A 26,059-nucleotide genomic window follows, 5' to 3' on the forward strand; every position below is an offset into this window, starting at 1 on the left:
ATGCCCAGGTTTTTCTGAGCATAGATCGGCTTTGTTACCGTGCAAGCCAATTGATATCACTTAGTGATTAACCAGTTAGCGACGGTTCCTTAAAAACCTCATGAGCTTTCGCGCACCATCAGTTCAAAGCCTAGATCCTGCTGCTCGGTCGCTACCCGCTTGCCATCGAGCAGCGCCAGCAGCGCCTGGGCTGCGCCCCGACCAACGGCCGCCCGTGGGGTGCGAATGGAGGTCAGGCGCGGCACCATGTGCGCCGAAGCGGGCAGGTCGTTGAAGCCGACCATGGCCACCTGGCTCGGCACCTCGATGCCTTGACGCAACGCCTGCAACACCGCGCCCTGGGCAAGGTCGTCGTTACAGAAGAAGATGCCATCCACATCAGGCGCCTGCTCCAGAAGCTGGCTGAACAGTTCGCTGCCCAGGGCAATGGACGACGGTTGTGGCGCCAGGATCTCCAGTTCGGTGGCCTGCATGCCGGCGTCGGCAAGGGCCTGGCGGAAGCCTTCGGCGCGCTGCATCACCCGTGGGTCGAGCTGCGCCGCAATGAATGCCAGGCGCCGCCTGCCACGCTCGATCAGGTGCGTTGCCGCGGCCCGCCCGGCCTGCTGCTGGGAAAAGCCCACCGACAACGCGCCAGCCTCACCGCCCAGCTCCATCATGTGTACGCACGGTACGCCGCTGGCGACCAGCATCTGCCGCGCCGCGTCACTGCGGTCGAAGCCGGTGAGCAGCATGCCACAAGGCTGGTAGGCCAGGTAATTGCGGATCAGGTTCTCTTCTTCGTCGAGGTCGTAGTGATAGTTGCCAATCAGCACTTCCAGCCCACGCGGGCGCATCACCTCGTGGATGGCCTCCAGGGTGTCGATGAACAGCTGGTTGGACAGCGACGGAATCAGCACCACCACCGATTGGCTGCGCGCCGACGCCAACGCCCGAGCCGCAGGATTGGCGACGTAGCCCAGAGACGCGGCAGCGGCCATGACCTTTTCCACCAGCTCCGGCGCAACCGTGCTGACCCCGCGCAACGCTCGCGAAGCGGTGATCGGGGAAACCCCGGAAAGCCTGGCGACTTCAGCCAGCGTGGGACGACCTGTGGTGCGAGAGCCTGTACGGGACATGGATGTTGTAATTTTACTACTTGCAGGAATGGGGAACGGCCACTAAGGTAGCGCTGTCTCAGGACGCAGGCAATGTAATCTTTGGTAGTGGCCACTGCAGCACGCTGCCAAGCGTCCATACTGCGTAAGGACAAGATCAATAACACCGGGGAGGTGGCGTTTCGTCAGCGACGAGACAGCGCTATCTCACCCCGCAGGAGGTACTGATGAATTCTCCCCTGTCCGCCATCGTGGTGATGGGTGTGGCCGGCTGCGGCAAAAGCTGCGTCGGTGATGCCATTGCCAAGCGAAGCGGCGGTCGCCTGATCGAAGGCGACGCATTCCACCCTGCCGAAAACATCCGCAAGATGAGTGCCGGCATCCCGCTGGACGACGATGACCGCGCCGGTTGGCTGGTGCGCCTGGGCCAGGAGCTGCAAGCGACGGTGAAAGCCGGCGAACGGCCGATCCTCACCTGCTCCGCGCTCAAGCGCCGCTACCGCGATACCCTGCGCGAAGCGATGCCGGAGCTGGTATTCGTGTTCCTCGAACTCACCCCCGCAGAAGCGGAAAAACGCGTGCTCGCCCGCCCCGGCCATTTCATGCCGGCCAGCCTGATCGACAGCCAGTTCGCGGCCCTTGAGTCCCCCCGGGGCGAACCCCTGACCCTGCCGCTGGACGCCACTCAACCGATTGCGGTGCTCGCCGAAACGGTCGACACCTGGCTAAAGCCCTGCGGTGAGCGGAACCTGGCGCGGACTGCCTGAACCGGCGGTTTTCCGGCCCACCAAAGATAGCGCTGTCTCGACGCCTGAAGGCGGCGAAAGTTCAATAAATGCTACGCCCAAAACAACGATAAGACCGAGGCATCAAAACCATGTTCGGACTGGCTACAGATACCTACCTGCTGCTCGACGCGCTGGTCACCATCGTCGGGCTGATCCTGCTGATCACCCATTTCAAGGTCCACCCCTTCGTCGCCCTGACCCTGGCCGCCGGTTTCCTCGGCCTGACCTCCGGCATGCCGGTGGCCAAGGTGATGAAATCGTTCCAGGACGGTTTCGGTGGCGTACTCGGCTTCGTCGGTATCGTCCTTGCCCTGGGCACGATGCTCGGCAAGCTGATGGCCGACTCCGGCGGCGCCGACCAGATCGCGCAAACCCTGATCCGCGCCTTCGGCAAGAAGAACGTGCACTGGGCGATGATGTTCGCCGCCTTCCTGGTCGGCATTCCGCTGTTCTTCGAGATCGGCTTCGTGCTGCTGATTCCGCTGGTGTTCATCGTCGCCCGGCGCTCGGGCGTGTCGCTGGTCAAGATCGGCATCCCGCTGCTGGCCGGCCTTTCAGTGGTACATGGCCTGGTCCCGCCACACCCGGGGCCGCTGCTGGCGATCGGCATCTTTCACGCCGACATCGGCAAGACCATCTTCTATGGCCTGCTGGTCGCACTGCCCACGGCGATCATCGCCGGCCCGCTGTTCGGTAACTTCATTTCCCGCTATATCCCCGGCAACCCGTCGCAGGAGCTGATGGACCAGATTGCCAAGGAATCGGACCAGAGCAACCTGCCAAGCTTCACCATCACCCTGGTCACCGTGCTGCTGCCCGTGGCGTTGATGCTGCTCAAGACGTTCGCCGATGTGGTACTGCCGGCCGAGCACATCATCCGCCAGTGGATGGACCTGATCGGCCACCCGATCACCGCCCTGCTCGCTGCCCTGTTGCTGGCCTTCTATACCTTCGGTTCGGCCCGTGGCTTCAGCCGCCAGCAGATCATGAAGATGCTCGACCAGAGCCTGGCGCCGACTGCGGCCATCGTGCTGATCGTCGGTGCCGGTGGCGGCTTCAAGCAGATGCTGGTGGATACCGGCGTGGGCAACGTGATCGGGCAGATGGCCGTGCAGGCGGAAATTTCGCCCATCATGCTGGCCTGGCTGGTGGCGGCGGTGATCCGCATCGCCACAGGTTCGGCGACCGTGGCGACCATTACCGGTGCCGGCATCGTCGCCCCGGTGATCGACCTGGTGCCAGGGGTCAACCGCGAACTGCTGGTGCTGGCCACCGGCGCCGGCTCGCTGATCCTGTCCCACGTCAACGACGCCGGCTTCTGGCTGGTGAAGCAGTACTTCAACATGACCGTGGCCGAAACCTTCAAGACCTGGAGCATGATGGAGACGATCCTGTCGATCGTAGGCATCATCTTCATCATGGCGCTGTCGACGGTAGTGTGACCGCTGATCGGGGTGATGGCACCTGAGCATCGCGGGTAGGGCCCAACACAGGTATGAGCCCTACCCTACGCAAAGGAGCCTGCCATGCCCCGTTCAACCTTGCTGCTGCTTGCCCTGCTCACCTCGCCGCTGGCCCTGGCGGTCGGCACCGGGCCCACCTACCCCGATGACCCGCACAACCCGGCGCCGCAGCCGGGTGTCGACAGCACCTTGAACCCCATCGAGAAGCCCATGCCCCGGGATACCGATCCGCGCATTCAGGGCAATGACCCAGAAAGCCCACCGGCCAAGCAGGATGACAACCGCGACCTGCCGGGGATGGATGGCAGCGGCTCGGAAGGCACTGGCCGAGAAGGCGGGAACAATTCAGGAGGTCGCCAACAATAGAACCCCAGGGGCGCCATGCGCCCCCGGCCTTACCACTGGCGCTTGTCGGGCCGGGTAAGCCCCAGCTTCTCGATACGATAACGCAGCATGTCCCGAGACAGGCCCAGCATCCGCGCCGACTTGGTGACATTCCAGTCGGTACGATCCAGGGTCTTGCACACCAGGTCGCGCTCCATGTCCGGTAGGCTGGTGCCAGGCTCCGGCTCATGCCGAGGCAACTCATACACGGTCGCCGTCGGCTGTGGCACCAGCGGCTCGTCGATCAGGGTCGTGCACAGGTTCAGTTGGTGCGCCTGCACCACTTCATTGGGCGCGAGCAGAACGGTTTGCTCCAGCATGTTACGCAATTCGCGCACATTGCCCGGCCAGCTGTAGCTCAACATCAAGGCCTCGGCCTCGGCGCTGAAACGCAGGTTCGGCTTGCCATAGCGGCGCCCGTGGTGCGCCAGGAAATGCCGGGCCAGCAACAGCACATCCTGGCCCCGGGCATACAGCCGCGGCACTTTCAGGGCGATGATGCGCAGGCGGAAGAACAGGTCGCGGCGGAACTTGCCCTGCTGCACCATCTGCTCGAGGTTGCAGTTGGTGGCGCTGATCACCCGCAGGTCGACCTTGCGCTCCTTGACCGCACCGATGCGGCGGATGCTGCGGTCTTCCAGCAACTTGAGCAGCTTGGCCTGCAATACCAGGTCCATCTCGCCGATCTCGTCGAGGAACAACGTGCCGCCGTCGGCCGCCTCCACCAAGCCCACACGACGCTCCTTGGCGTCGGTAAACGCACCCTTCTCATGACCGAACAGCTCGGCCTCCAGCAGATTGGCGGGGATCGAGGCACAGTTGAATTCGATGAACGGCCCCTTGCTGCGCGAGCCGTCGAAATGCAGTGCGCGGGCAACCAGCTCCTTGCCGGTGCCGGTCTCGCCTTCGACCAACACCGGTGGCAGGTCGTCACTGGCCATGCGCCGCTCGGCGTCGAGCACCTGATGCAACGTGTGCTTGAGGGTGAGCATCGCCGGCGATTCGCCGATCAGCGCCTGCAACCCGGACTTCTGCGCCTCGCGCTCCTGGTAAAACGACAGGGTGCGCTCCATGCGCTCGGCCGCAAGGGCCTTTTCCAGGGTCAGCTTGAGCTCGGCCAGCACCACCGGTTTGGTCAGGTAGTGGAACGCGCCCTCCTTCATGGCCTGCACGGCGTCTTCGACATTGCCGTAACCGGTCATCATGATCACTTTCAAGTCCGGCGCCTGCTTCACCAGGGTACGCAGCAGGTCGTGCCCGCTCATGCCCGGCAGCGAGTTGTCGGTCAGTACCGCATCGGGCTGGACCCGTTTTATCTGTTCCAGCGCCAGCTCGGCACTGTGGCAGAGCGTCACCTCGAAGCCCTTGAGGCTGAGGTAGGTGCGAATGTTGTCGCCGAGGATTTCGTCATCCTCAACTACCAGGATGCTGTGCTCCATGGTCCCCTCCCGCTGCGATATTGAAAGTGAGGCTGACGCGGGTTCCTTCCTCTTCACGGCTGCTCAGACTGACCGAGCCGCCAAACCGTTCCATGATCCGCTTGACCAGGGCCAGGCCCACACCGAGGCCGCCCTGCTTGGTCGTGAAGAATGGCTTGAACACCATTCTTTCCTGCTGTTGGCTCATGCCCTTGCCGGTGTCGCTGAGCAGTAGCTGCGCGCGCTGGCCATCCTGCACGCTCACCTGCGCATGCAGGACGCCACCCTTGGGCATGGCTTCCAGGGCATTGGAAAACAGGCTGTTGAGAATCTGCGTCAATTGCAGGGGCTGGCTGGCCACCCACTGTGCCTGCGGCCCCTCGAAGCTGAAGCGTACGCCGTTGCGCTCGATCTGCTGGGCAAAGGCCTGGTGGGTATCTTCGATGGCCGCCACCAGGTCCACCGCCTCGGCGGTATCGCTGGCCGGGCGCAGCGACACCAGCAGCTCACGCACCCAACGCGACATGCGGTCGACCTGGGTGATGATGTCATTGATGTTCTTCTGCGCCAGCGGGCTGGCGATTTCCTCGGCCAGCTCGGCGCTGGAGCGGATGTTGGCCAGCGGGTTGCGCAAGCTATGGGCCACGGCCGAAGACATCTCGCCCAATGCCACATAGGTTTCGCTGGCCACCAGCCGGTCCTGTTGCTGCTGCAGCATGTACGCGGCGCGGCGCACGATCCAGAACAGGCCGAAGTAGATCAGCGCGCCCCCCACCAGGGTCGAGGCCCAGATCAGCACGTAACCACGCTGGATGCGCCGCACCAGGTCCTGCGGCTCCTTGTAGATCTCGATCATGGCCATGACCTGCTCGCCCTGGCTGTCGAACAAGGGGATGTAGTTCTCGATGAACAGATACTTGGGCTCGCGCTGGAATTTCTGCTCTTCCCGATCGTCCTCGGCCTTGTGGTAGCTGGCCGATACCGCCTTGCGCGAGCGGAAGGCGCGGTCCAGGTCCCCGTCGGCTTCGATGCGCTTGCCGATCAGCTCGGGGTTGGTGGACCAGACGATGGTACGGTCACGGGCATAGGCGTTGGCCAGCAAGATATCGGGCAAGTGCTCGACATGATCGAGAAACTCGACCCGGGTCGACTCGGCCAGGGCCGGGCTGACCTGCAGGTGCTGTTGATCCAGGCGCGGGTTGAGCAGTTCACCCATGGTGGTGCCGGGCGGCAATTGCGAATGACGCACTTCGGCAAGGGCCAGGGACTGGATGAACTGGGCGGTGAGCATGGCATCGCGCTGGACGCTGTCGCGGACCACGAAGCGGGTCGACACGTAACCCAAGCCGCCAGCCACTGCGGTGATGATCAGCAGGCTGATCACCGAGAACCAGCGCAGCAGGTTGAACTCGCGAAGCGGCACGGCAAGGCTGCTGCTGGGCAGTGCGGCGGGCTTCACGGGCACATCTTCATCCAGCATCTGCATCGCGTCGTTCCCTTGCAGGGAGTCCGTTCAGAATGTGATCACCTTATTGCTACCGACAGTAGCAAAATGATGTCAATCCACCAGGGCAGCTTCTGCCGCCTTTGTCGCGCGTTACCTGCTGCGAGTACCTGCAAGAACTCCGCCACGCCCGTTAACCAATCGTCATATCCAAATAAATCAATTAGTTACAGATTATTCATGGTTTCAGTTCGAGGTTGATTCCCCACATTTGGGTACTCTTTACCCAAAAATTAACAATTTCATATATATCAGCTACTTATATCGTAATGTGTTTTTAGTGGTCATGACCGCACCAGCCGGAAACACAGCGAGACCCGCGTGCCATGGCCTTGGCTGCTGCTCAGCCGGACTGAACCGCCAAAGCGTTCCATGATGCGTTTGACCAGTACCAGCCCCACACCCAGCCCACCTGGCTTGGTGCTGAAAAATGGCCTGAACGCCAAGCGCTGCTGCTTTTCGTTCATGCCTTTGCCGGTATCGGCCAGGCGTAAGGTCAGGCTGCGCCGGTCACGCTTGACCACCTCGATACGCAACTGCCCGCCCTGCTCCATCGCCTCCAAGGCATTAACGATCAGGCTGTTGAAGATCTGCCCGAGCAGCGCCGGATGGCTGAGCACCTGCACCGACGATAACGGTCGCAGGTCCAGGGTTACCCCGCTGCGGGCAAGCGGCACGGCGAAACTCTGCAAGCTCTCCTGCAGGACCTTTGGCAGGTCGACCGGTACCGCTTCGTCATTCAGCGGCCGCAAGGATTGCAGCAACTGGCGAATCCACTGCGACATGCGGTCGACCTGGCTGATGATCTCATTGATGTTACGTTGTGCCGGGCCGTCATCGAAGGCCTGGGCCAGTTCGGCGCTGGAGCGGATGCTGGCCAGCGGGTTGCGCAGGCTGTGGGCGACCGCAGAAGACACTTCGCCGAGGGCCACATAAGTCTCGCTGTTGATCAGCCGTTTCTGTTGCACCGCCATCACCCGCGCGGCGCGGCGCATGATGCCGTACAGGCCGATGTAGACCAGCGCAGCCCCCACGGTGATGGCCAGCCAGATCAGAATCAGCCCGTGCTCGATGCGCACGATCAGGTCGTGGGGCTCCTTGTAGATTTCCACCATTGCCGTGACGCTATCGCCGTCAGCATCGAACAAAGGGATGTAGTTTTCGATGAACAGTTGCTCCGGCGGGGTCACGAACTTCTGTTCGGTGCGTGCCTGTTCGAAATCGTGATAGCTTGCCGACACCCGCATCTTGTGTTCGAAGGCCCGTTCCAGGTCATCATCGGCATTGATCAACTTGCCCGTCAGGGCCGGGTTGGTCGACCAGATCACCGTGCGGTCCGGGGCATAGATGTTGGCCAGCAGTATGTCCGGCAGGTGGGCGATGTGGTCAAGAAACTCACCACGGGCCGTGCGCCGCGCTTGCGGGTCGACGTCAGGCATGGCCACACGGTCGGTGCGCGGGTCGAGCAGTTCGCCCATGGTGCGCACATTGGGGATCGACACATGGCGTACTTCGGCGTCGGCGATCGAGGTGATGAACTGCGCGGTGAGCAAGGCGTCGCGCTCGATGCTCTCATCGATGATGAAGCGACTGGAAATCAGCCCCAGCCCTGCGGCAACCGAGAGGATGATCGCCAGGCTCACCCAGGCGTACCAGCGCAGCAGGTTGAACGGCCTGCGCGGGGTAGCGGCGTCGCTGCCCGCAGGCGCCTCGGGTGCTTCGGAACGGGGGGCGATGTCCATGACGGACTCCACTGCAGGGCACCTGTTGAAAGGTTATAGCCCAGAGTTGGGTAACCATGGCATTGATTGGGGACGAGTTGCGCCACTTTCGCGACGCAAGGCCCGTTCAGAGGGGCGAGTCATCGGCCAACCCCTGCAGCTTGCGGTATTCGCGCAACACGTTTGGCACGTAGCGACGGGTTTCGGCGAACGGCGGTACCGCGCCGCGCCGCCGCACGGCATCGGGGCCCGCGTTGTAGGCCGCCACGGCCCGGGTGATATCATTGTCGAACAGGGTCAGCATGCGTTTCAGGTAGCGCGCCCCGCCCTGCACGTTGTCTTCGGGGTCAAGGATGTCTTCCACGCCCATCTCCTTGGCCGTGTCCGGCATCAGTTGCATCAGCCCCACCGCCCCTGCCGCCGAGCGAGCCTTCGGGTTGTAGCCTGATTCGGCCTTGATCAGCGCATGCAGCAGCGCCAGCGGCACATCGTAGTCGCGGGCCGCCGCCGCCACCAGTTCGGCATAGGGCCGCCCGGTGATCAACTGGGCACCGGCCGGGCCAGCCTGGGCAAGTGGCTCGCTGATCACCCGTTCGTAATGGCGTCCTGGCCGGTGGACGTTGCTCAGTACATAACCACCCTTGGCATCGATGGAAATGTACATGTCGGCCTGGGCGCTTGCCGCCACCAGCCAGGTCACTACCAGGATCACCACGCGCATGTCGGTCGCCTCCCCGCCGTGCCCCCCCGATATGGGGGAAATGCCCCGGAAAACCCGGGCTTTTCTGCTACGACGCAAGCACTGTGCCGCTTGCCATGGCGCATGGTGCAAGGCCCCGGGGCAGACGTGCACGGCTGTTGCATGTGGCTTGAAAAAGCGTGTCCCCATGCAGCGGAGGGCTTCACCATGCAGCGCAGATCCAACCCCCAACGTGGCTTCACCCTGCTTGAACTCCTGGTGGTCCTGGTGGTGCTCGGTTTGTTGGCCGGTATCGTCGCGCCCAAGTACTTCAGCCAGCTCGGTCGCTCGGAAGCCAAGGTGGCGAAGGCGCAGATCGAAGGCCTGGGCAAGGCCCTGGACCTGTACCGTCTGGAGGTGGGCCATTACCCCACCAGCGAACAGGGCCTGCAGGCGCTGGTCGCCGCCCCCAGCGGCGAGTCTCACTGGTCGGGGCCCTACCTGCAGAAGGCCGTGCCGCAGGACCCATGGGGCCGCGCTTACATCTACCGTCAGCCGGGTGAAAACGGCGGTGAGTACGACCTGCTGTCGATGGGCAAGGACGGCCAGCCCGGCGGCGATGGCGAGAACGCCGAAATCACCAGCTGGCAATGAGGAGAACTCACATGCGCTATAGCCTCAAGGCCCTCGGCAGACAGGGTATCGTACAGCTGCAGATCGACGCCGAGGATGCCGAGCACGCGCGTCGCCAGGCCGAGAACCAGGGGCTGCGGGTGGTCAGCGTGCGCGGTAAGGGCAAAGCCCTGGGCGGCCTGGTCTGGCGCCGCGCGGCGACATTCGACCTGGTGCTGTTCAGCCAGGAACTGACCACCCTGCTGCACGCCGGCCTGCCGCTGATCGATGCCCTGGAAAGCCTGGCGGAAAAATCCCCCATCGGCGCCTCACGCAAAGTCCTGACCGAACTGGTGCGCCAGCTCTATGAAGGCCACTCGCTGTCCCAGTCTTTGGCGCAGCAGCCACGGGTCTTCCCGCCGCTGTACGTAGCGCTGGTGCAGTCCAGCGAGCGCACCGGCGCGCTGGGCGATGCCCTGGCCCGCTACATCGGTTATCGCCAGCGCCTGGATCTGGTCCGACAGAAACTGGTGGGTGCTTCGGTCTACCCGTTGCTGCTGTTGCTGGTAGGCGGCGGCGTGGTGCTGTTCCTGCTCGGCTATGTGGTGCCGCGCTTCAGCCTGGTGTTCGAGGGCATGGGCAGCGAGCTGCCCTGGATGTCCCGGGTACTGATGGACATCGGCCTGTTCCTGCATGCCCAGCAACTGCCGCTGGGACTGGCCGTTGCGGGCGGCATCGGTACGCTGGTGGTAATGCGCCGCAACCCGTTGGTACGGCGCTGTGCATCACGGCAACTGCGGCGATTGCCGGCCCTGCATCAGCGCCTGGTGATGTATGAACTGGCGCGTTTCTACCGCTCGCTGGGTATCCTGCTGCAGGGCGGCATCCCGATTCTCACCGCCATGGGCATGGCCCACGGGCTGCTCGGCAGCGCTTCGGCGCAAGGCCTTGAACAGGCCAGCCGGCGTGTCGGTGAAGGGCTGCCGTTATCGGATGCGCTGGAAGCCGGGCAGTTGGTCACGCCCGTGTCGCTGCGGCTGCTGCGGGCGGGGGAACAATCGGGGAACCTGGGGGAAATGCTGGAACGCTGCGCGGATTTCCATGATCAAGAAATCGGCCGCTGGGTGGAGTGGTTCGTGAAACTGTTCGAGCCGCTGCTGATGACCTTCATCGGGCTGCTGATCGGGGTCATCGTGATCCTGATGTACATGCCGATCTTCGACCTGGCTTCGAGTATTCATTGATCGTCGGGGGTTTTGCAGCGCCTATGGAGATCGAGCGCCGCCCGCGCGGCGCATCGCGAGCTGCGCTCGCTCCTACGTTTGTTTCGGGCCAGTTATTCCTGGGGGATTTGCGCGTGAACGCCTTGGCGCCTGGCGCGATATCGCGTCGTACAGACAAGGCGGCCGCGCGCGCCTGTCACAGGCGTTACTGGCCAAAAACAAACGTAGGAGCGAGCACAGCTCGCGATGCGCCGCGCGGGCGGCGCTCGATCTCATAGGCGCTACAAGGCTTAAGACGAATCAGTAGTCGAACCGATCCACCGCACGCCGCCGCTCGTTGTCATCGCGCCGATCATAACCGGCGGTGGTCTGGATGTTGGCATGATGTGCCAGCTTCTGCGCGATCGACAGGTCATGCTCTTCGATCACCCGGGTGATGAACGCCCGGCGAAAATCGTGGGGCATGATCTTCACCCCCACCTGGGCACCGCGCTGGCGGGCGATGTAGTAGATCGCATGCTTGGTGATGCGGGCACGGGTGATGTGGTTGCCCCGGCGGATGCGGTTGAACAGGAACGGGTCGTCGGACGCCCCTTCAGGCAACGCCTCCCGCCGCAAGTCCAGCCAGACCTGCAGCTTCTCGAACGCCCAGGCCGGGGCGTACTTGATCAGCTGACGGTTGCCCTTGCCCGTGACCTGCAGGCTGCGCGCCTCGAAGTCGACCTGGCTGAGGTCGATGTCCACCGACTCCGACTTGCGCATCCCGGTACCGTAGAGCAAGGCGATAATGGCCGCATCGCGCACGCCCTGTGGCCGAGGGTCGGCCTCGCACACGTCCATCAGTTCGCGGATCAGGCTGCGCCGCAGGTTGCGCCCGGGCGGCAGCCGGCTGCCGGACGCCGGTTTGACCTCGCGGATACGCAACAGCTGCTCATGGTCGATCAGGCCTTGGCGCCACGCCTCGTTCATCACTCCGCGCACCGCGTTGACATACAGCGAGGAGCTGTTCGGCGCGTAGCCATCGGCGCGCAATGCCGCCACCAGCGCAATCACATGGCCAGGTTCGAGCCGGTGCCACGGCACGTCGACGAGGTTGCAGTCGACGAAGCCGAGCCGGTCGGCGGCATCCTGGAGAATGTAACGCATGGTCTGCTGGCTGGAAGGTGCCAGCCGGGCCAGGTATTGCAGCAGTGGATTTTGCGAGAGGTCGGACAAAACGTGAATCCTGAAGCGAATCGAAGCAACGGCGCGCAATGGTACCGTAAACCGCGCCGATTGATCGAACGCAAGGCGTCCGGAGCGATCTGTGGTCTAGAGTTCAGACCAAGCCAACGCCAGCGAGCTCCTATGGTTTTCCATCGCCTGACCCGTACTCACCCGCGCCTTAGCATCGCCGCACTGGTCGGCCTCCTCGGCGCCTGGCTGATCCCTGCCGACGATACGGTCCAGCGCATCCTCGCCGGCTGGAACCTGGGCGTCTGGCTGTATCTGCTGTTGGTGCTGTGGCTGACCTGTAGGGCCACCCCCGACAAGGTACGCAAAGTCGCCCGTATCGAGGACGAGAACGCCGGCCTGGTCCTGTTCACCGTCTGCATCGCCGCCATCGCAAGTCTGGCCGCCGTGACCCTGCAACTGGTCTCCAGCCGCGGTTTGCAAGGCAGTGCGCTGGCCCTGCACTACCTGTACACCGGGCTGACAGTGGCCGGCTCGTGGCTGCTGATCGGCTGCATCTTCAGCCTGCACTACGCCCGCCTGTTCTACACCGGCGAGCGCAATGCACCGGCGCTGCGCTTCCCCGACGGTGAGTGCAACCCGGATTACTGGGACTTCCACTACTTCTCGTTCACCATCAGCGTTGCCGTGCAGACCTCCGACGTCGGCGTCGGCGGGCGTGGCATGCGCCGGGTGGTGCTGGCGCATTCACTGGTAGGTTTTGTGTTCAACACGGCGATTCTGGGCTTCACCATCAATATTGCGGCAGGCCTGCTCGGCTAGTACCCGCCTGGCGCAGGCGGCGATGCGCTTGCAGGCATGTTCAAGGCGCTCGGCATCGACCACCAGTCCCATGCGCACATGCCCCGATGCACTAGGGCCGAAGGCATCACCGGGCAAAAGCGATACGCCCTCCTCCAACAGCAGGCGCTGGGCGAAGGCCTGGGCGCTGAGCCCGGTGGCACGGATATCGAGCATGACGAACATGCCGCCCGCCGGTCGATGGGCGAGCACTCCTGGGCAATCCGCCAGGGCTGCACAAACTTGGTCGCGACGCTGCCGATAGGCCTCGCGCATCGCGTGCACGGCCGGCAGGTCCTGCTCCAGCGCCACGCAGACAGCGGCCATGACAAACTCCGGCAGGCCGAACAGCATCGCCATGGCCAAGGTAGCCAGGTGCGCAATCAACGGTTGCGGGCCCACCACCCAGCCCACCCGCCATCCGCTCATGGCGTGGGACTTGGACACGCTGTCGATCAGCACGCAGCGCTCGGCCATGCCCGGCAGGCTAAGTGGGTCTGCCGGTTCGCCGTCGAACAGCAAACCGCTATACACCTGATCGCACACCAGCCACAGGTCATGTTCGCGGCACAGTTGAGCCAGCAGCGCCATATCCTGCGGCGAAATGGCGGCTCCGGTCGGGTTATGCGGGGTGTTGAGCAGCAGGCCACGGGTACGCGGGGTGATCGCCCGGGCCACTGCCATCGGGTCAAGGCGAAAGCCGTGCTCCGGGCTGACAGGTACCTGCACGGGCTGTGCCTCGCAGGCGCCAAGCACGCCCTGATAGGTCACATACATGGGCTCGGCGACGATCACCTCGTCGCCGCGTTCGAACAGGCATTGGCAAACCGCGTACAGCGCGCACTGGGCACCGGCGAGGACCATCACCTGATCAGCCGAAACCTGCGTACCTGTGCGCCGGGCAATCGCCTGACGCAGCGCCAAGCTGCCGTGCACGTCGCTGTAATGGGTTTCGCCACGCTGCAGGCTGGCGATCGCCGCATCGACCACCGGCGCTGGCGTGTCGAAGTCCGGATCACCCATCGACAACAGGAAGATTTCGCGCCCCTCGCGGCGCAGTGCCTGAGCCTGGTAATGAATATCCCACGCCGCAACGGCTTCGCCGGCGATGCGTTGGGTGAGCGTGGAATAGCGCATGACTGTCTCCCTGTCTGCCCAGCTCGCACCGCTCGTCCGAAAACGCTGTGCGCCGAATGTGGATAAAAATAGCAGAGCAAATCGGCAACCATGCGGGCATCGTGCAGGGAAAACGTTTGCTCGGCCATTTGCCGCCAGACGGCGTGCACGGCAGGTGTGTGAACGCTGTCATGCATTCATACATTTGTCTTGTCGTGGGCCGAACATGCGGTTGTGGCAGGTGCTATGGTTAGGTTCCCGGCCGCCGAGCGAACGGCGGTCGATCACCGCGTCCAGGCAAGGACAAGGAGGCTGGCTTGAACAAGATGACGTTCCCCAACGCCTGCCAGGTGATGCGCTGGCACTTCCATCCGCTGGGCTTCGAAGCCAGCATGGATGCACCGCGCAGCATGGTTGCACGGCTGTTCGACCGGGCCACGGGCGAGACCCTGCTGGCCATTGCCGGCATCCCCTGCACGGCGATCATGGCCGCAGCAGATGTCGAACGCATCATCGAGGCCGTGGAGGCCGAGATGGAAGCCTTTGCCCCACCCTTCACTCTGCTGGATGCGGGCTAGACAACCGCTTCGGTTTCTTCGCGCAACGCCTGCAACCTGCCCATGAACTGCTCGGCCGGCACCGGCTGGCCGAGCAGATAGCCTTGCAGCGAATCACAGCCCAGGCGGGTCAGGAAGTCCTGCTGGCGGTTGGTTTCCACCCCTTCGGCAACGATGCGCAGGCCCAGTGCCTGGCCCAAGGCGACGATTGCCGAGACGATCGCGGCATCATCGCTGTCCTGTTCCAGGTCACGTACGAACCCACGGTCGATCTTCAGCTCGTTGGCGGGCAGGCGCTTGAGGTACATCAGGCTCGAATAACCGGTGCCGAAGTCGTCGATAGACAGGTCCACACCCATGTCGGAAAGCCGCTGCAGCACGGTCAGGCTGGCATCGGCGTCGTGCATGGCGGTAGTTTCGGTGATCTCCAGGGTCAGGCAGTTGGCCGGCAGGCCGTTCTCCTGCAGGGCGCGGGCAACACTGTCGACCAGGCCGGCATGGCAGAACTGGATGGCCGACAGGTTGACTGCCATGCGCCAATCGCTGTGCCCTTGCTCGAGCCACTGGCGCATCTGCCCGCAGGCTTCATCCAGCACCCATTCGCCAATCGGGATGATCAGGCCGGTCTTTTCCGCCAGGCCAATGAAACGGTCAGGCAGCATCAGCCCGTGCTGTGGGTGCTCCCAGCGCAGCAAGGCTTCGGCACCGATCGGCCTGCAAGCCTGGGCGTCGAACTTGGGCTGGTAGTGCAGGCGGAACTGACCCTGTTCGAGGGCCGCCCGCAGGTCCTGCAGCAGTTGCAACTGTTGCCGGGCGTTGCTGTTCATCGACACGTCGAAGAAGCTGTAACCGTTCTTGCCGGCGCTCTTGGCGTGGTACATGGCCGCGTCGGCGTTGCGCAGCAGTTCGAGCTGGTCCTGGCCGTTGCCGGGGTACATCACGATGCCCAGGCTGGCTGTGAGTTGCAGGTCATGCTCGGCGACGCGGAAGGCACGCGACACCAGGTTGACCTGCTTGACCGCGACATCCATGGCATCTTCCGGCTCCTGCAGTTCCACCAGCAGCACGAACTCGTCACCGCCGATGCGCGCCAAGGTGTCCTGGCTGTGCAGGTGGCCGCGCAGGCGAGCCGCCACGGCCTTGAGCAGCAGGTCGCCAACATGATGGCCAAAGGCGTCGTTTACCGGCTTGAAACCATCCAGGTCAATGAACATCAGCGCAAAGCAGCCACCCTGCTCCGCCACCTTGCCAATCGCCTGCTCGATGCGGTCGGACAACAGCGTGCGGTTGGGCAGCCCAGTCAAGGTGTCGTGCAAAGCCAGCTGGGTCAGTTCCTGGTTGGCCAGGGTCAACGAGTGGGCCAGTGCTGCCGTGCGTGCTTCCAGGCGCGCATCCAGCACCGACGTGAGCAACGCCACGGCCAGCACTGCCAAGGTGGTGATCAACACCAGATAGACCAGGCCATCGCCCTGCAGGCCGCTCACCAGCGCGCCACAGTAGCTGCCCTCGGGGAAATTCGCCGCGGCCATGCCGGTGTAGTGCATGCCGACGATGGCAACACCCATCACCATGGCCGCCAGGCCGCGGATCTGGCGCACGTAGGGGGTGTGCTGACGCAGGCGGAAGGCGATCCACAATGCGGCCGCCGAAGCGCCTACCGCTATGGCCAGCGAGGCACCGAACAAGGTCGGGTCATAATCGATCCCGGGCAGCATGCGCAGTGCTGCCATGCCGGTGTAATGCATACAGGCGATACCAGTGCCCATGATCAGGGCGCCAAAGGCCAGCTGCAGCCGGGGCAGGCTTGGCTGGCTTACCAGCCACAGGGCGAAGCCGGAAGACAATACTGCGATCACCAGCGAGAGCGCGGTCAGGCCGATGTCGTAGCCCAGGGAGATAGGTAAGCTGAAAGCGAGCATGCCTATGAAGTGCATCGACCACACGCCGATGCCCATGGCAAGCGCCCCCCCGCCCATCCACAAATACATGGCACGGCCCTTGGCCGTGGCGATGCGGCCAGTCAGGTCAAGGGCGGTGTAAGAAGCAAGGATGGCTACGCAAAGTGAAATCAGCACCAGCGCGGAGGAATAACTACCGGTCAGCATCGGAAAATCCAGCTCGGGACAGGGGGCCCGGAAAAACTGGCGATTGTACTCAAGCTTTGGCGAAACGCACGGAGTTTGTGCGAATGGGAATGGATCCAACGAATGACAAGAGATTTCGGAATGCTTGAGTTAGAGCGCTTTCATTACTGAATGAAGGCACATTGCCATTTGTCGATTGACCCGCATTTTGTAGGAGCGCCCCGGCAAGGCCGCTCCTAGAATGAATGTGGCTTAGTCCTGTTGGGCAAATGCTTGTTCGCCATCCCAGCCGCCACCCAGCGCGGCAATCAGCTGCACGCTGGCCACCAACCGCCCTTGCAGCAGGGTCAACACACTACGTTCGTTACTCAACGCGGTGGTCTGCACGTTGACCACATCGAGGTAACCGATCAGGCCCGCCCGGTACTGGTTCTCGGTCAGGCGCAACGATTCGCGTGCCGCTTCCAGCGCTTCCTGGCGTACCACGGCTTCATCGGCGTACACCTTCAACTGCACCAGGAAGTTCTCCACCTCCTTGAAGCCGTCGAGCACGGTCTGACGGTATTGCGCCACGGTCTGGTCATACACCGCCCTGGTGCGATCAACCTCGGCGCTACGCTTGCCGGCGTCGAACAAGGTCATCGCCAATTGCGGCCCCACCGACCAGTAGCGGTTGGGCAGCTCGATCCAGTTGCTGAAGCTGCTGCTGGAATAGCCGCCGCTCATGCTCAGGCTCAAGTCCGGGAAGTAGGCGGCGCGGGCCACGCCGATATTGGCGTTGGCGGCCATCACGTTGCGCTCGGCAGAGGCGATGTCCGGGCGGCGTTCGAGCAGTTGCGACGGCAGCGCCACCGGAATCTGCGGCAGTGCCGGAATGCTTTTGCTGTCGGCCAGGGAGAACTCCGCCGGGGCCTTGCCCAGCAGTACGGCGATGGCGTTCTCGAACTGCGCGCGCTGCCAGATCAGGTCGATCAGGTCAGCCTGTGTGGACTTCAGCTGGGTACGCGCCTGGGCCACTGCGTCCGGGCCGGCGACGCCGGCACGGTACTGGTTCTCGTTCATCCGCAGTGACCGCTCGTAGGTCGCGACAGTCGCTTCGAGCAAGCGCTTCTGCTCGTCGATCACCCGCAGCTGGAGGTAGTTCTGCACAAGCTCCGACTGCTGACTGAGGCGGATCGCGGCCAGGTCGGCGAAGCTGGCTTCGGCACTGGCTTCGTTGGCATTCATGGTTTCGCGCAGCTTGCCCCACAGGTCGATTTCCCAGCTGACACCGAGCTGCGCGTTGTAGGTGTTGCGGATACCGCTGCTGTTGTTGGACAGGCTCGAACTGGAGCTGCCGGTGCCTTGTGCCGAGCGGTTCTTGGTTGCTGTCAGGTCCAGGCTGGGGAACAGCGACGCCCGGCTGCTGCGCACCAAGGCCTGGGCCTGGCGGTACTGGGCTTCCGATTGCGCGACGGTCTGGTTGCTGCGGTTGAGCTCCTCGACCAGCGCGTTCAGCCCGGCATCACCGTAGATCTCCCACCAGGCGCCACGGGCGATGGCATCGGACGGGTTGGCCTGGGTCCAGCCTTCGGCCTGCTTGTATTGTGCCGGCGTGCTCAGTTCCGGGCGGTGGTAGTCCGGGCTCAGGGTACAGGCACTGAGCATGGCCACGCACAGCCCGGCACCGGCCAGGCGTGAGCCCCGCCCACGGGTCAGCAGCTGCAAGGCACGGTGAAGTCGGGTCTGGGCGAAGTTCATAGCGGTGTGTCCAGGGCGGCGTCGGTGCGGATACCGCGCCAATGGTTGAATCGGTGACGCAGGCGGTCCAGGTACAGGTACACCACCGGCGTCGTGTAAAGGGTCAGCAGCTGGCTGACGACCAGGCCGCCGATGATGGTCAGGCCCAGCGGCTGGCGCATTTCCGCACCTTCGGCGCGGCTGATCAGCAGCGGCAAGGCGCCGAGGATGGCCGCCAGGGTGGTCATCAGGATCGGCCGCAAGCGCAGCAGGCAGGCGCGGCGGATCGACTCTTCCGGGCTCAGGCCCTGGTGGCGCTCAAGTTGCAGCGCCAAGTCGATCATCAGGATGGCGTTCTTCTTCACCACGCCGATCAGCAGGAACAGGCCCAGCAGCGAGATCAGGCTGAACTCGCCGCCCGTGGCGTACAGCGCGAGCAAGGCACCGACACCGGCCGAGGGCAAGGTCGACAGAATGGTCAGCGGGTGGATGTAGCTTTCGTAGAGAATGCCCAGCACCAGATACACCAGCACCAGCGCACCGAGGATCATGAACGGCTGCCCTTCCTGGGTCTTGGCGAAGGCGCTGGCCGTGCCGCCGAGCTTGGCGATGACCTCCTCGGGCAGGCCAAGCTTTGCCACTTCCCGCTCCACCGCGGCCATGGCCTGGTCGGGGCTGTAGCCTTCGGCAACGTCGAAGGCGATGTCTTCGGAGGCGAACTGGCCTTCGTGGCTGACCCGGTCATTGGCCAGGCTGTTCTCATAGTGGGCAATGGTCGACAGCGGCACCCGCGCACCGTCGCTGGTGATCACCTGCACCTGTTCCAGGGTGCTCGGGTCCCAGGCGTATTTCGGATTGATCTCCAGGACCACCTGGTACTGGTTCAGGCTGTCGTAGATGGTCGAGATCTGCCGCTGGCTGTAGGCGTTGTTCAGCACCGCAGTGACCATGTCCATGTCGATGCCCAGGCGCTTGGCCTGGTCACGGTCGACCACCAGGGTCACCTGCTGCGTACCGGAGCCGTCGCGGGCGTCGATGGCAGTCAGTTCGGGCAATGCGCGCAGGGCCGCGACCACCTTGGGGAACCACTGGCGCAGGGCCGCCAGGTCGCCGCTCTGCAAGGTATACAGATACTGCGAAGAGGTCTGGTCACGGCCACCGCCGCCCAGCTGCAGATCCTGGTCGGCCATCAGGAACAGCCGCCCACCCGGTACCTTGGGCATTTCCTTGCGCAGGCGTTCGATGACCTTCTGCGCATCGAGCTTGCGCTCGTTGATCGGCTTCAGCCGCACCAGCACCATGGCGTTGTTGGTGCCGCTGTTGCCACCGATGAAGCCGGCCACGCTTTCCACCGCCGGGTCGGCGAGCAAGGCACGGCGGTAGATCTCCATCTTCGGCTGCATCACGCTGAACGACAGGCCGTCGTCGCCGCGGATAAAGCCCATCAGCTGACCGGTGTCCTGTTGCGGCATCAGGGTCTTGGGCACCACCACGTACAGGGCGATGTTCAGGCCGATGGTCGCCAGCAGGCTGATCAGGGTCAGCCGCTTGTGGCGCAGGGCCCAGCCGAGGCTGCGGTCGTAGACATCGACCATGCGCTGGTGAGCCTTGTCGCTCCAGCGTTGCAGGCGTGTCGGTTCGGCGCGGTGAGGCTTGAGCCAACGGGCACAGAGCATCGGCGTGAGGGTCAGCGACACCACCAGCGAGACGATGATCGCCGCCGCCAGGGTGATCGAGAACTCCTGGAACAGGTTGCGCACGATGCCGCCCATGAACAGGATCGAGACGAACACGGCCACCAGCGAGACGTTCATCGAGAGCAAGGTGAAGCCGACTTCCTTGGCGCCGAGGAACGCCGCGCGCATCGGCGGCTGGCCATCCTCGATGTGCCGGGAGATGTTCTCCAGCACCACGATGGCATCGTCCACCACCAGGCCGGTGGCCAGGATCAGCGCCATCAGCGACAGGTTGTTCAACGAGAAACCGCACAGATACATCACCGCGAAGGTGCCCACCAGCGACACCGGTACCGCGAGGCTGGGAATCAGCGAAGCGCGCAGGCTGCCGAGGAACACGTAGACCACCAGGATCACCAGTACCACGGCGATCAGCAGGGTGTGCTCGGCCTCCTTGAGAGTGGCCTTGATCACCGGTGAGCGGTCCATGGCCACGTTCAGCTGGACGCTGGCCGGCAGCAATGACTGCAGGGCCGGCAGCTGTGCCTTGATCTGGTCGACGGTTTCGATGATGTTGGCGCCGGTCTGGCGGTTGACCACCAGTAGCACGGCGCTCTGGTCGTTGAAGAAGCCGCTGTTGTAGCGGTTCTCGACGCCATCGGTGACGGTGGCCACGTCAGACAGGCGCAAGATCGTGCCGTTCGACTGGCGGATCACGATCGGCTCGTAGTCCTTGGCGGTTTCCAGCTGATCGTTGGCACGCACCTGCCAGTTGCGCTCGGCATCCTCGACAAAGCCCATGGGCCGGCGCTGGTTGGCGTTCGACACCGCCGTGCGCACCTCGTCCAGAGACAGGCTGTACTGGTTGAGCAACTGCGGTTCCACGGCAATGCGCACCGCCGGCAGCGAGCTGCCGCCGATCTGCACTTCCCCTACCCCGCTGACCTGGGCCAGGCTCTGCGACAGGATGGTGTCGGCCAGGTCGTACAGCTGGCCCTTCTGCAACACACTGGAGGTCAGCGAGAGCACCATGATCGGCGCCTGCGACGGGTTGATCTTCTTGTAGGTGGGCATGCTGCGCATGCCGCTGGGCAGCAGGTTGCGCGTGGCATTGATCGCCGCCTGCACCTCACGGGCGGCACCGTCGATGTCGCGGCCCATCTCGAAGCCGATGATCACCCGGGTCGAGCCCTGGTTCGAGCTGCTGGTCAGGGTGGTGACGCCGGCGATGCTGCCGAGCTTGCGCTCCAGCGGCGTGGCCACGGTGGCGGCCATGACCTCGGGGCTGGCCCCGGACAGGTTGGCCGACACCACGATCACCGGGAAGTCCATTTGCGGCAACGGCGCCACCGGCAGCAGGCCGAAGCTGACACCGCCGAGCAGCATGATCGCCAGGCTCAGCAGCATGGTCGCCACTGGCCGGCGGATGAACGGTCCGGACAGGTTCATGCCTCGGCCTGCTGCGCGTCAGCGGCCGGGCGCCAGCGGCGGGCCAGGCGGTCAAAGTACAGGTAGATGACGGGTGTGGTGAACAGCGTCAGCACCTGGCTGACCAGCAGGCCACCGACCATCACCAGGCCCAGCGGCTGCCGCAGCTCGGCACCGGAACCGGTGGCCAGCATCAGCGGTACGGCGCCAAACAGCGCGGCCAGGGTGGTCATCAGGATTGGCCGGAAGCGCAGCAGCGCCGCCTGGTAGATTGCATCGCGCGGGCTCATGCCCTGGTTGCGCTCGGCCTCCAGGGCAAAGTCGATCATCATGATCGCGTTTTTCTTGACGATGCCGATCAGCAGGATGATGCCGATGATGGCGATCATGCCCAGGTCATTGCCGCTGAGGATCAACGCCAGCAAGGCGCCGACTGCCGCCGATGGCAAGGTCGAAAGGATGGTCACCGGGTGGATGTAGCTCTCATAGAGCACGCCCAGCACTATGTACATGGTCACCACGGCCGCCAGAATCAGCAGCAAGGTGCTCGACAGCGAGGCCTGGAAGGCTTCTGCGGCACCCTGGAAGCGGGTCTGCACGCCGAGCGGCATGCCGATGTCCTGCTGCACCTGTTCGATCGCCTTGACCGCTTCGCCCAGCGACGCGCCATGGGCCAGGTTGAACGACAGCGTCACCGCCGGGAACTGGCCGATATGCGAAATGGCCAGCTGCGCCTGGCGCTGCTCGATACGCGCCAGCGCCGACAGCCGCACCTGGCCGCCATCGGTGGCCTTGACGTGGATCGACTCCAGCGCCTGCGGGCCGATGACCGCCGCGTCCTGCGCCTGCAACACCACGCGGTACTGGCTGGCCTGGGTGTAGATGGTGGAAATCTGCCGCTGGCCGAAGGCGTCGTACAGCGCGTTGGTGATCTGCGATACGGTGATGCCCAGGCGGCTGGCCATGTCACGGTCGATCACCAGGTACACCTGCAGGCCCTTGTCCTGCAGGTCACTGGCCACGTCCTGCAGCTCCGGGCGTTCCTGCAGGGCCTGCACCAGTTTGCCGCTCCACTGCGCCAGCAGCTCGGCGTCGGGCGACGACAGGCTGAACTGGTACTGGGTACGGCTGACCCGGTCCTCGATGCTCAAGTCTTGCACCGGCTGCATGAACAGGCGGATACCGACCAGCTTGTCGAGTTGCGGCTGCAGCCGGCTGATCACTTCACCGGCGGTGACGTCACGCTCGCCGTGGGGTTTGAGGTTGATCAGCAGGCGGCCGCTGTTGAGCGTGGCGTTGTCGCCGTCGACACCGATGTAGGACGACAGGCTCTGCACCGCCGGGTCCTGCAGGATTACCTTGCTCAGGGCCTGCTGGCGCTCGCTCATGGCGGCGAACGAAGTCGACTGCGGCGCTTCGGAAATGCCCTGGATCACCCCGGTATCCTGCTGGGGGAAGAAGCCCTTGGGCACAACCATGTACAGCAGCACGGTCAGCGCCAGGGTCGCCACCGCCACCAGCAGGGTCAGCGGCTGGTGCTTGAGCACCCACTGCAGGCCGCGGCCGTAGTGTTCGATCATCCAGTCGATCCAGGCACCGCTGGCGCGGTAGAAGCGGCCCTGCTCTTCCTCCTTGGGCTCGCGCTTGAGCAGGCGCGCGCACATCATCGGGGTCAGGGTCAGCGACACCACCAACGAAATCAGGATGGCCACCGCCAGGGTGATGGCGAATTCGCGGAACAGGCGGCCGACCACGTCGGCCATGAACAGCAGCGGGATCAGCACGGCGATCAGCGAGAATGTCAGCGAGATCAGGGTGAAGCCGATCTGCCTGGCGCCCTTCAGCGCTGCCTGCAGCGGCGTTTCGCCTTCCTCGATGTGGCGCGAGATGTTTTCGAGCATGACGATGGCATCGTCGACCACGAAACCGGTGGCGATGGTCAGGGCCATCAGCGTCAGGTTGTTGACCGAGAAGCCGGCCAGGTACATCACGCCAAAGGTGCCAATCAGCGACAGCGGTACGGCGATCGAGGGAATGATCGTGGCGCTGAAGCGGCGCAGGAACACAAAGGTGACCATCACCACCAGCACGATGGCGATCAGCAGCTCATGCTGCACGTCCTTGACCGCAGCGCGGATGGTCTGGGTGCGGTCGGTGAGCACCGAGACATCGAGGCCGGCCGGCAGATTGTCGGTGATCGATGGCAGCAGTTCCTTGATGCGGTCGACCACCTCGATGACGTTGGCACCCGGCTGGCGCTGGATGTTCAGCAGCACGGCCTGGTTCTGGTTGGCCCATGCGGCCAGGCGTTCGTTCTCGGCGCCGTCGACGATTTCGGCGACATCCTTCAGGCGCAGCGGCGCGCCATTGTTGTAGGCAAGGATGAGGTTAGCGTATTCCTCGGGCGAGCGCAGCTGGTCGTTGGCGTCGAGCATCGACACCCGAGTCGGGCCGTCGAAGTTGCCCTTGGGCTGGTTGACGTTGGACGCGCCGATCAGGGTGCGCACGTCGTCGAGGTTGAGGCCGTTGGCCGCCAGCGCATCGACGTTGACCTTGATCCGCACCGCCTGGCGCTGGCCGCCAGCGATGCTGACCATGCCCACGCCACTGATCTGGGCGAGCTTCTGCGCCACCCGGGTATCGACCAGGTCGTTGAGTTTGGGCAGCGGCATGGTCTTGCTGGTGATGGCCAGGGTCAGCACCGGGGTGTCGGCCGGGTTGACCTTGTTGTACACCGGCGGCGCCGGCAGGTCAGTGGGTAGCAGGTTGCTGGCGGCGTTGATCGCGGCCTGCACCTGTTGCTCGGCGACATCCATGTTCATGTCCAGGCTGAAGCGCAGGGTCAGCACCGAGGCACCACCGGAACTGGTCGACGCCATCTGCTCAAGGCCCGGCATCTGGCCGAACTGGCGTTCCAGCGGGGCGGTGACTGCACTGGTCATGACCTGCGGGCTGGCGCCCGGGTAAAGGGTCATGACCCGGATGGTCGGGTAGTCGACCTGGGGCAAGGCCGACACCGGCAGCAGCTTGTAGGCGATCAGGCCAGCCAGGACGATGGCCAGCATGGTCAGCGTGGTGGCGACCGGACGAAGGATGAACAGGCGTGACAGGTTCATGCGCCCGCCTTGCCTGCCGCTTTGCCGGAAGGTGCTTCATCGGCCTGCGCCGAACCCTTGGCGTCCTGGCCCTGCAGGTGCTGGCCCGGGGTGGTCGGCACTTGCGAGCTATCTTCGACCACTTCGACCTTGGTGCCTTCACGCAGGCGGTCGGTGCCTTCCAGCACAAGGCGTTCGCCGGCCTTGAGGCCATCAAGGATGACGCTGTTCTGGCCATCGCTGGCGCCGACCTTGAGCTTGCGGATATTGACCGTACTCTGGTCATTGACCACATAGGCGAAGGTGCCGTCGTTGCCGAACTGCACGGCCGCTGCCGGCGCCAACACCACCTGCTTGAGGGTGTCGGCCAGCAGGCGCACGTTGACGAACTGGTTGGGGAACAGGGCCAGGTCCTTGTTCTCGAAGCGGCCCTTGAACTTCAGGGTACCGGTGGTGGTGTCGATCTGGTTGTCGATGCTGCCCAGCACGCCGGTCGCCTGCAGTTTGCTGTCGGTGCGATCCCAGGCCTCGACCGGCAGGCTGGCGCCCCTGCGGTAACGGTCGAGCACGGTGTTCAGCTCGGTTTCGGGCAGGGTGAAGGCGACACTGATCGGCTCGGTCTGAGTGATCACCACCAGGGCGGTGGTGTCGTTGGCCGCCACCAGGTTGCCCAGGTCGAGCTGGCGCAGGCCCACGCGGCCGTTGATGGGGGCGCGGATCTGGGTGAAATCGAGGTTCAGGCGGGCATCGTTGACCTGAGCCTGGTTGGTCTTGACCAGCCCCAGGAACTGCGCGACCTGGGCTTCGGCGGTGTCGAGGGTCTGCTTGGCGATGCTGTCCTGGGCGTAGAGGCCTTTGTAACGCGCCAGGTCGACTTGGGCGTTCTTCAGCTGTGCCTGGTTCTGTGCCAGGGTGCCTTCGGCCTGCTGCAGGGCGATGCGGTAGGGGCGCGGGTCGATTTCAGCGAGCAGGTCGCCGGCCTTGACCTGCTGGCCCTCCTTGAAATGGATCTTGACCAGCTCGCCGGCCACTCGGCTGCGCACATTCACCGTGTTGGTCGCCGTGACCGTGCCCAGGGCCTTGTAGTAGAGCGGGAAGTCGCCCACCCGCACCGGTTCGACGCGCACCGGCACCGGGTCGGTGGAGCCGCCGAAGCCCGGCCTGCCCATGCCCATCCCCATGCCTTTGCCGCCGCGTCCGCCTCCGGCCGCTTTGTGGTCAGGCGTTGCCGCAGGCCACAGCCACCAGGCCAGCAAGGCCACCAGCAGCAGGATCAGCAGGCCGACGAGCCAGCGACGAGGGGATCGGGAATTGGACACTTGCATGGGTTGAACGAACCTTGTTCGGAAATGGTGGCTTGCGAGGATGAACGATAAGCACTGGCATCGTTATAGCAAAGGCTCTTTACCAGAGGTTTACCTTTGCCTGACGTTGCCAAAAGGTTGAACTTTAAATGAAAACGGCCCGGAAAGCGTTCCGGGC

General features: G+C 64.0%; 19 protein-coding genes. 7 read left to right on the top strand and 12 right to left on the bottom strand.

Translation table 11 applies throughout. The annotated features are described in order from the left end of the window. Positions 1-98: 98 nt before the first annotated feature. Positions 99-1,118 (bottom strand): HTH-type transcriptional regulator GntR, encoded by a 1,020-nt coding sequence (gene gntR / locus ACOKS3_RS15595; protein WP_422763684.1) that lies wholly within the window; start codon positions 1,116-1,118, stop codon positions 99-101. Between the two features lie 206 nt (positions 1,119-1,324). Between gntR and ACOKS3_RS15600 the strand changes: the two genes are divergently transcribed. The 3 genes from ACOKS3_RS15600 (at position 1,325) to ACOKS3_RS15610 (ending at position 3,714) form a co-directional block, all read left to right on the top strand. Further along, a complete protein-coding gene (locus ACOKS3_RS15600; protein WP_103447492.1) occupies positions 1,325-1,864 on the top strand; it encodes a gluconokinase in 540 nt (179 codons plus the stop codon). 110 nt (positions 1,865-1,974) lie between these two features. Next, positions 1,975-3,327, top strand: coding sequence for a GntP family permease (locus ACOKS3_RS15605; RefSeq protein WP_103447493.1), 1,353 nt, complete (start codon positions 1,975-1,977; stop codon positions 3,325-3,327). 84 nt (positions 3,328-3,411) lie between these two features. Next, complete coding sequence (locus ACOKS3_RS15610) at positions 3,412-3,714, top strand: hypothetical protein (protein WP_422763683.1); 303 nt, start codon at positions 3,412-3,414, stop codon at positions 3,712-3,714. Positions 3,715-3,743: 29 nt separating this feature from the next. On the opposite strand, the gene ACOKS3_RS15615 is transcribed toward ACOKS3_RS15610, so the two are convergent. From ACOKS3_RS15615 to ACOKS3_RS15630, 4 genes are all read right to left on the bottom strand, one after another. Next, entirely contained in the window at positions 3,744-5,171 is a 1,428-nt protein-coding gene (locus ACOKS3_RS15615) for a sigma-54-dependent transcriptional regulator (RefSeq protein ID WP_103447495.1), read from the bottom strand. Continuing rightward, complete coding sequence (locus ACOKS3_RS15620) at positions 5,146-6,636, bottom strand: sensor histidine kinase (RefSeq protein WP_422763682.1); 1,491 nt, start codon at positions 6,634-6,636, stop codon at positions 5,146-5,148. The genes ACOKS3_RS15615 and ACOKS3_RS15620 overlap by 26 nt, the downstream gene beginning before the upstream one ends. Positions 6,637-6,938: 302 nt before the next feature. After that, positions 6,939-8,396: a sensor histidine kinase gene (locus ACOKS3_RS15625; RefSeq protein WP_103447497.1), complete on the bottom strand. Its 1,458-nt coding sequence runs from the start codon at positions 8,394-8,396 to the stop codon at positions 6,939-6,941. 106 nt (positions 8,397-8,502) lie between these two features. Further along, entirely contained in the window at positions 8,503-9,096 is a 594-nt protein-coding gene (locus ACOKS3_RS15630) for a lytic transglycosylase domain-containing protein (protein WP_422763681.1), read from the bottom strand. A gap of 186 nt (positions 9,097-9,282) precedes the next feature. On the opposite strand from ACOKS3_RS15630, the gene gspG reads away from it, so the two are divergent. Both gspG and ACOKS3_RS15640 read left to right on the top strand, forming a co-directional pair. After that, positions 9,283-9,708: a type II secretion system major pseudopilin GspG gene (gspG, locus tag ACOKS3_RS15635; protein ID WP_103447499.1), complete on the top strand. Its 426-nt coding sequence runs from the start codon at positions 9,283-9,285 to the stop codon at positions 9,706-9,708. A gap of 11 nt (positions 9,709-9,719) precedes the next feature. Next, positions 9,720-10,910 (top strand): type II secretion system F family protein, encoded by a 1,191-nt coding sequence (locus ACOKS3_RS15640; RefSeq protein WP_103447500.1) that lies wholly within the window; start codon positions 9,720-9,722, stop codon positions 10,908-10,910. Positions 10,911-11,189: 279 nt separating this feature from the next. Here the strand turns inward: ACOKS3_RS15640 and ACOKS3_RS15645 are convergent, their stop codons facing one another. After that, complete coding sequence (locus ACOKS3_RS15645) at positions 11,190-12,104, bottom strand: site-specific integrase (RefSeq protein WP_103447501.1); 915 nt, start codon at positions 12,102-12,104, stop codon at positions 11,190-11,192. 132 nt (positions 12,105-12,236) lie between these two features. Between ACOKS3_RS15645 and ACOKS3_RS15650 the strand changes: the two genes are divergently transcribed. After that, the gene (locus ACOKS3_RS15650) at positions 12,237-12,884 is read left to right on the top strand and encodes a DUF1345 domain-containing protein (RefSeq protein WP_422763680.1); all 648 of its coding nucleotides are present in this window, start codon (positions 12,237-12,239) and stop codon (positions 12,882-12,884) included. Here the strand turns inward: ACOKS3_RS15650 and ACOKS3_RS15655 are convergent. Further along, complete coding sequence (locus ACOKS3_RS15655) at positions 12,810-14,039, bottom strand: pyridoxal phosphate-dependent aminotransferase (protein ID WP_422763679.1); 1,230 nt, start codon at positions 14,037-14,039, stop codon at positions 12,810-12,812. The two genes, ACOKS3_RS15650 and ACOKS3_RS15655, sit on opposite strands and share 75 nt — an antisense overlap. Positions 14,040-14,335: 296 nt before the next feature. Between ACOKS3_RS15655 and ACOKS3_RS15660 the strand changes: the two genes are divergently transcribed. Beyond that, on the top strand, positions 14,336-14,596 hold the full coding sequence (locus ACOKS3_RS15660; RefSeq protein WP_085678880.1) for a DUF1652 domain-containing protein: 261 nt from the start codon (positions 14,336-14,338) through the stop codon (positions 14,594-14,596). Here ACOKS3_RS15660 and ACOKS3_RS15665 read toward each other — a convergent pair. The 5 genes from ACOKS3_RS15665 to ACOKS3_RS15685 form a co-directional block, all read right to left on the bottom strand. Beyond that, positions 14,593-16,680, bottom strand: a complete 2,088-nt coding sequence (locus tag ACOKS3_RS15665) for a putative bifunctional diguanylate cyclase/phosphodiesterase (protein ID WP_422763678.1) — start codon at positions 16,678-16,680, stop codon at positions 14,593-14,595. The two genes, ACOKS3_RS15660 and ACOKS3_RS15665, sit on opposite strands and share 4 nt — an antisense overlap. Positions 16,681-16,911: 231 nt before the next feature. Then, positions 16,912-18,399: an efflux transporter outer membrane subunit gene (locus tag ACOKS3_RS15670; protein WP_103447505.1), complete on the bottom strand. Its 1,488-nt coding sequence runs from the start codon at positions 18,397-18,399 to the stop codon at positions 16,912-16,914. Further along, positions 18,396-21,503 (bottom strand): efflux RND transporter permease subunit, encoded by a 3,108-nt coding sequence (locus ACOKS3_RS15675; RefSeq protein ID WP_103447506.1) that lies wholly within the window; start codon positions 21,501-21,503, stop codon positions 18,396-18,398. The genes ACOKS3_RS15670 and ACOKS3_RS15675 overlap by 4 nt, the downstream gene beginning before the upstream one ends. Beyond that, on the bottom strand, positions 21,500-24,598 hold the full coding sequence (locus ACOKS3_RS15680; RefSeq protein ID WP_103447507.1) for an MdtB/MuxB family multidrug efflux RND transporter permease subunit: 3,099 nt from the start codon (positions 24,596-24,598) through the stop codon (positions 21,500-21,502). Before ACOKS3_RS15680 ends, ACOKS3_RS15675 begins: the two co-directional genes overlap by 4 nt. Then, the gene (locus ACOKS3_RS15685; RefSeq protein WP_422763677.1) at positions 24,595-25,902 is read right to left on the bottom strand and encodes an MdtA/MuxA family multidrug efflux RND transporter periplasmic adaptor subunit; all 1,308 of its coding nucleotides are present in this window, start codon (positions 25,900-25,902) and stop codon (positions 24,595-24,597) included. The genes ACOKS3_RS15680 and ACOKS3_RS15685 overlap by 4 nt, the downstream gene beginning before the upstream one ends. Positions 25,903-26,059: the final 157 nt, after the last annotated feature.

Origin of the sequence: Pseudomonas sp. HS6-2 (genome assembly GCF_049325675.2) — a bacterium.
Classification (GTDB): domain Bacteria; phylum Pseudomonadota; class Gammaproteobacteria; order Pseudomonadales; family Pseudomonadaceae; genus Aquipseudomonas; species Aquipseudomonas putida_N.

What these genes read in the sequence shown, in the direction of transcription:
- ACOKS3_RS15605 (WP_103447493.1), top strand. Translation starts at nt 1,975, where the DNA reads ATGTTCGGACTGGCTACAGATACCTACCTGCTGCTCGACGCGCTGGTC.
- ACOKS3_RS15670 (WP_103447505.1), bottom strand. Translation starts at nt 18,399, where the DNA reads ATGAACTTCGCCCAGACCCGACTTCACCGTGCCTTGCAGCTGCTGACC.
- ACOKS3_RS15630 (WP_422763681.1), bottom strand. Translation starts at nt 9,096, where the DNA reads ATGCGCGTGGTGATCCTGGTAGTGACCTGGCTGGTGGCGGCAAGCGCC.
- gspG (WP_103447499.1), top strand. Translation starts at nt 9,283, where the DNA reads ATGCAGCGCAGATCCAACCCCCAACGTGGCTTCACCCTGCTTGAACTC.
- ACOKS3_RS15625 (WP_103447497.1), bottom strand. Translation starts at nt 8,396, where the DNA reads ATGGACATCGCCCCCCGTTCCGAAGCACCCGAGGCGCCTGCGGGCAGC.
- ACOKS3_RS15675 (WP_103447506.1), bottom strand. Translation starts at nt 21,503, where the DNA reads ATGAACCTGTCCGGACCGTTCATCCGCCGGCCAGTGGCGACCATGCTG.
- gntR (WP_422763684.1), bottom strand. Translation starts at nt 1,118, where the DNA reads ATGTCCCGTACAGGCTCTCGCACCACAGGTCGTCCCACGCTGGCTGAA.
- ACOKS3_RS15665 (WP_422763678.1), bottom strand. Translation starts at nt 16,680, where the DNA reads ATGCTGACCGGTAGTTATTCCTCCGCGCTGGTGCTGATTTCACTTTGC.
- ACOKS3_RS15685 (WP_422763677.1), bottom strand. Translation starts at nt 25,902, where the DNA reads ATGCAAGTGTCCAATTCCCGATCCCCTCGTCGCTGGCTCGTCGGCCTG.
- ACOKS3_RS15600 (WP_103447492.1), top strand. Translation starts at nt 1,325, where the DNA reads ATGAATTCTCCCCTGTCCGCCATCGTGGTGATGGGTGTGGCCGGCTGC.
- ACOKS3_RS15620 (WP_422763682.1), bottom strand. Translation starts at nt 6,636, where the DNA reads ATGCAGATGCTGGATGAAGATGTGCCCGTGAAGCCCGCCGCACTGCCC.
- ACOKS3_RS15680 (WP_103447507.1), bottom strand. Translation starts at nt 24,598, where the DNA reads ATGAACCTGTCACGCCTGTTCATCCTTCGTCCGGTCGCCACCACGCTG.
- ACOKS3_RS15610 (WP_422763683.1), top strand. Translation starts at nt 3,412, where the DNA reads ATGCCCCGTTCAACCTTGCTGCTGCTTGCCCTGCTCACCTCGCCGCTG.
- ACOKS3_RS15650 (WP_422763680.1), top strand. Translation starts at nt 12,237, where the DNA reads ATGGTTTTCCATCGCCTGACCCGTACTCACCCGCGCCTTAGCATCGCC.
- ACOKS3_RS15655 (WP_422763679.1), bottom strand. Translation starts at nt 14,039, where the DNA reads ATGCGCTATTCCACGCTCACCCAACGCATCGCCGGCGAAGCCGTTGCG.
- ACOKS3_RS15615 (WP_103447495.1), bottom strand. Translation starts at nt 5,171, where the DNA reads ATGGAGCACAGCATCCTGGTAGTTGAGGATGACGAAATCCTCGGCGAC.
- ACOKS3_RS15640 (WP_103447500.1), top strand. Translation starts at nt 9,720, where the DNA reads ATGCGCTATAGCCTCAAGGCCCTCGGCAGACAGGGTATCGTACAGCTG.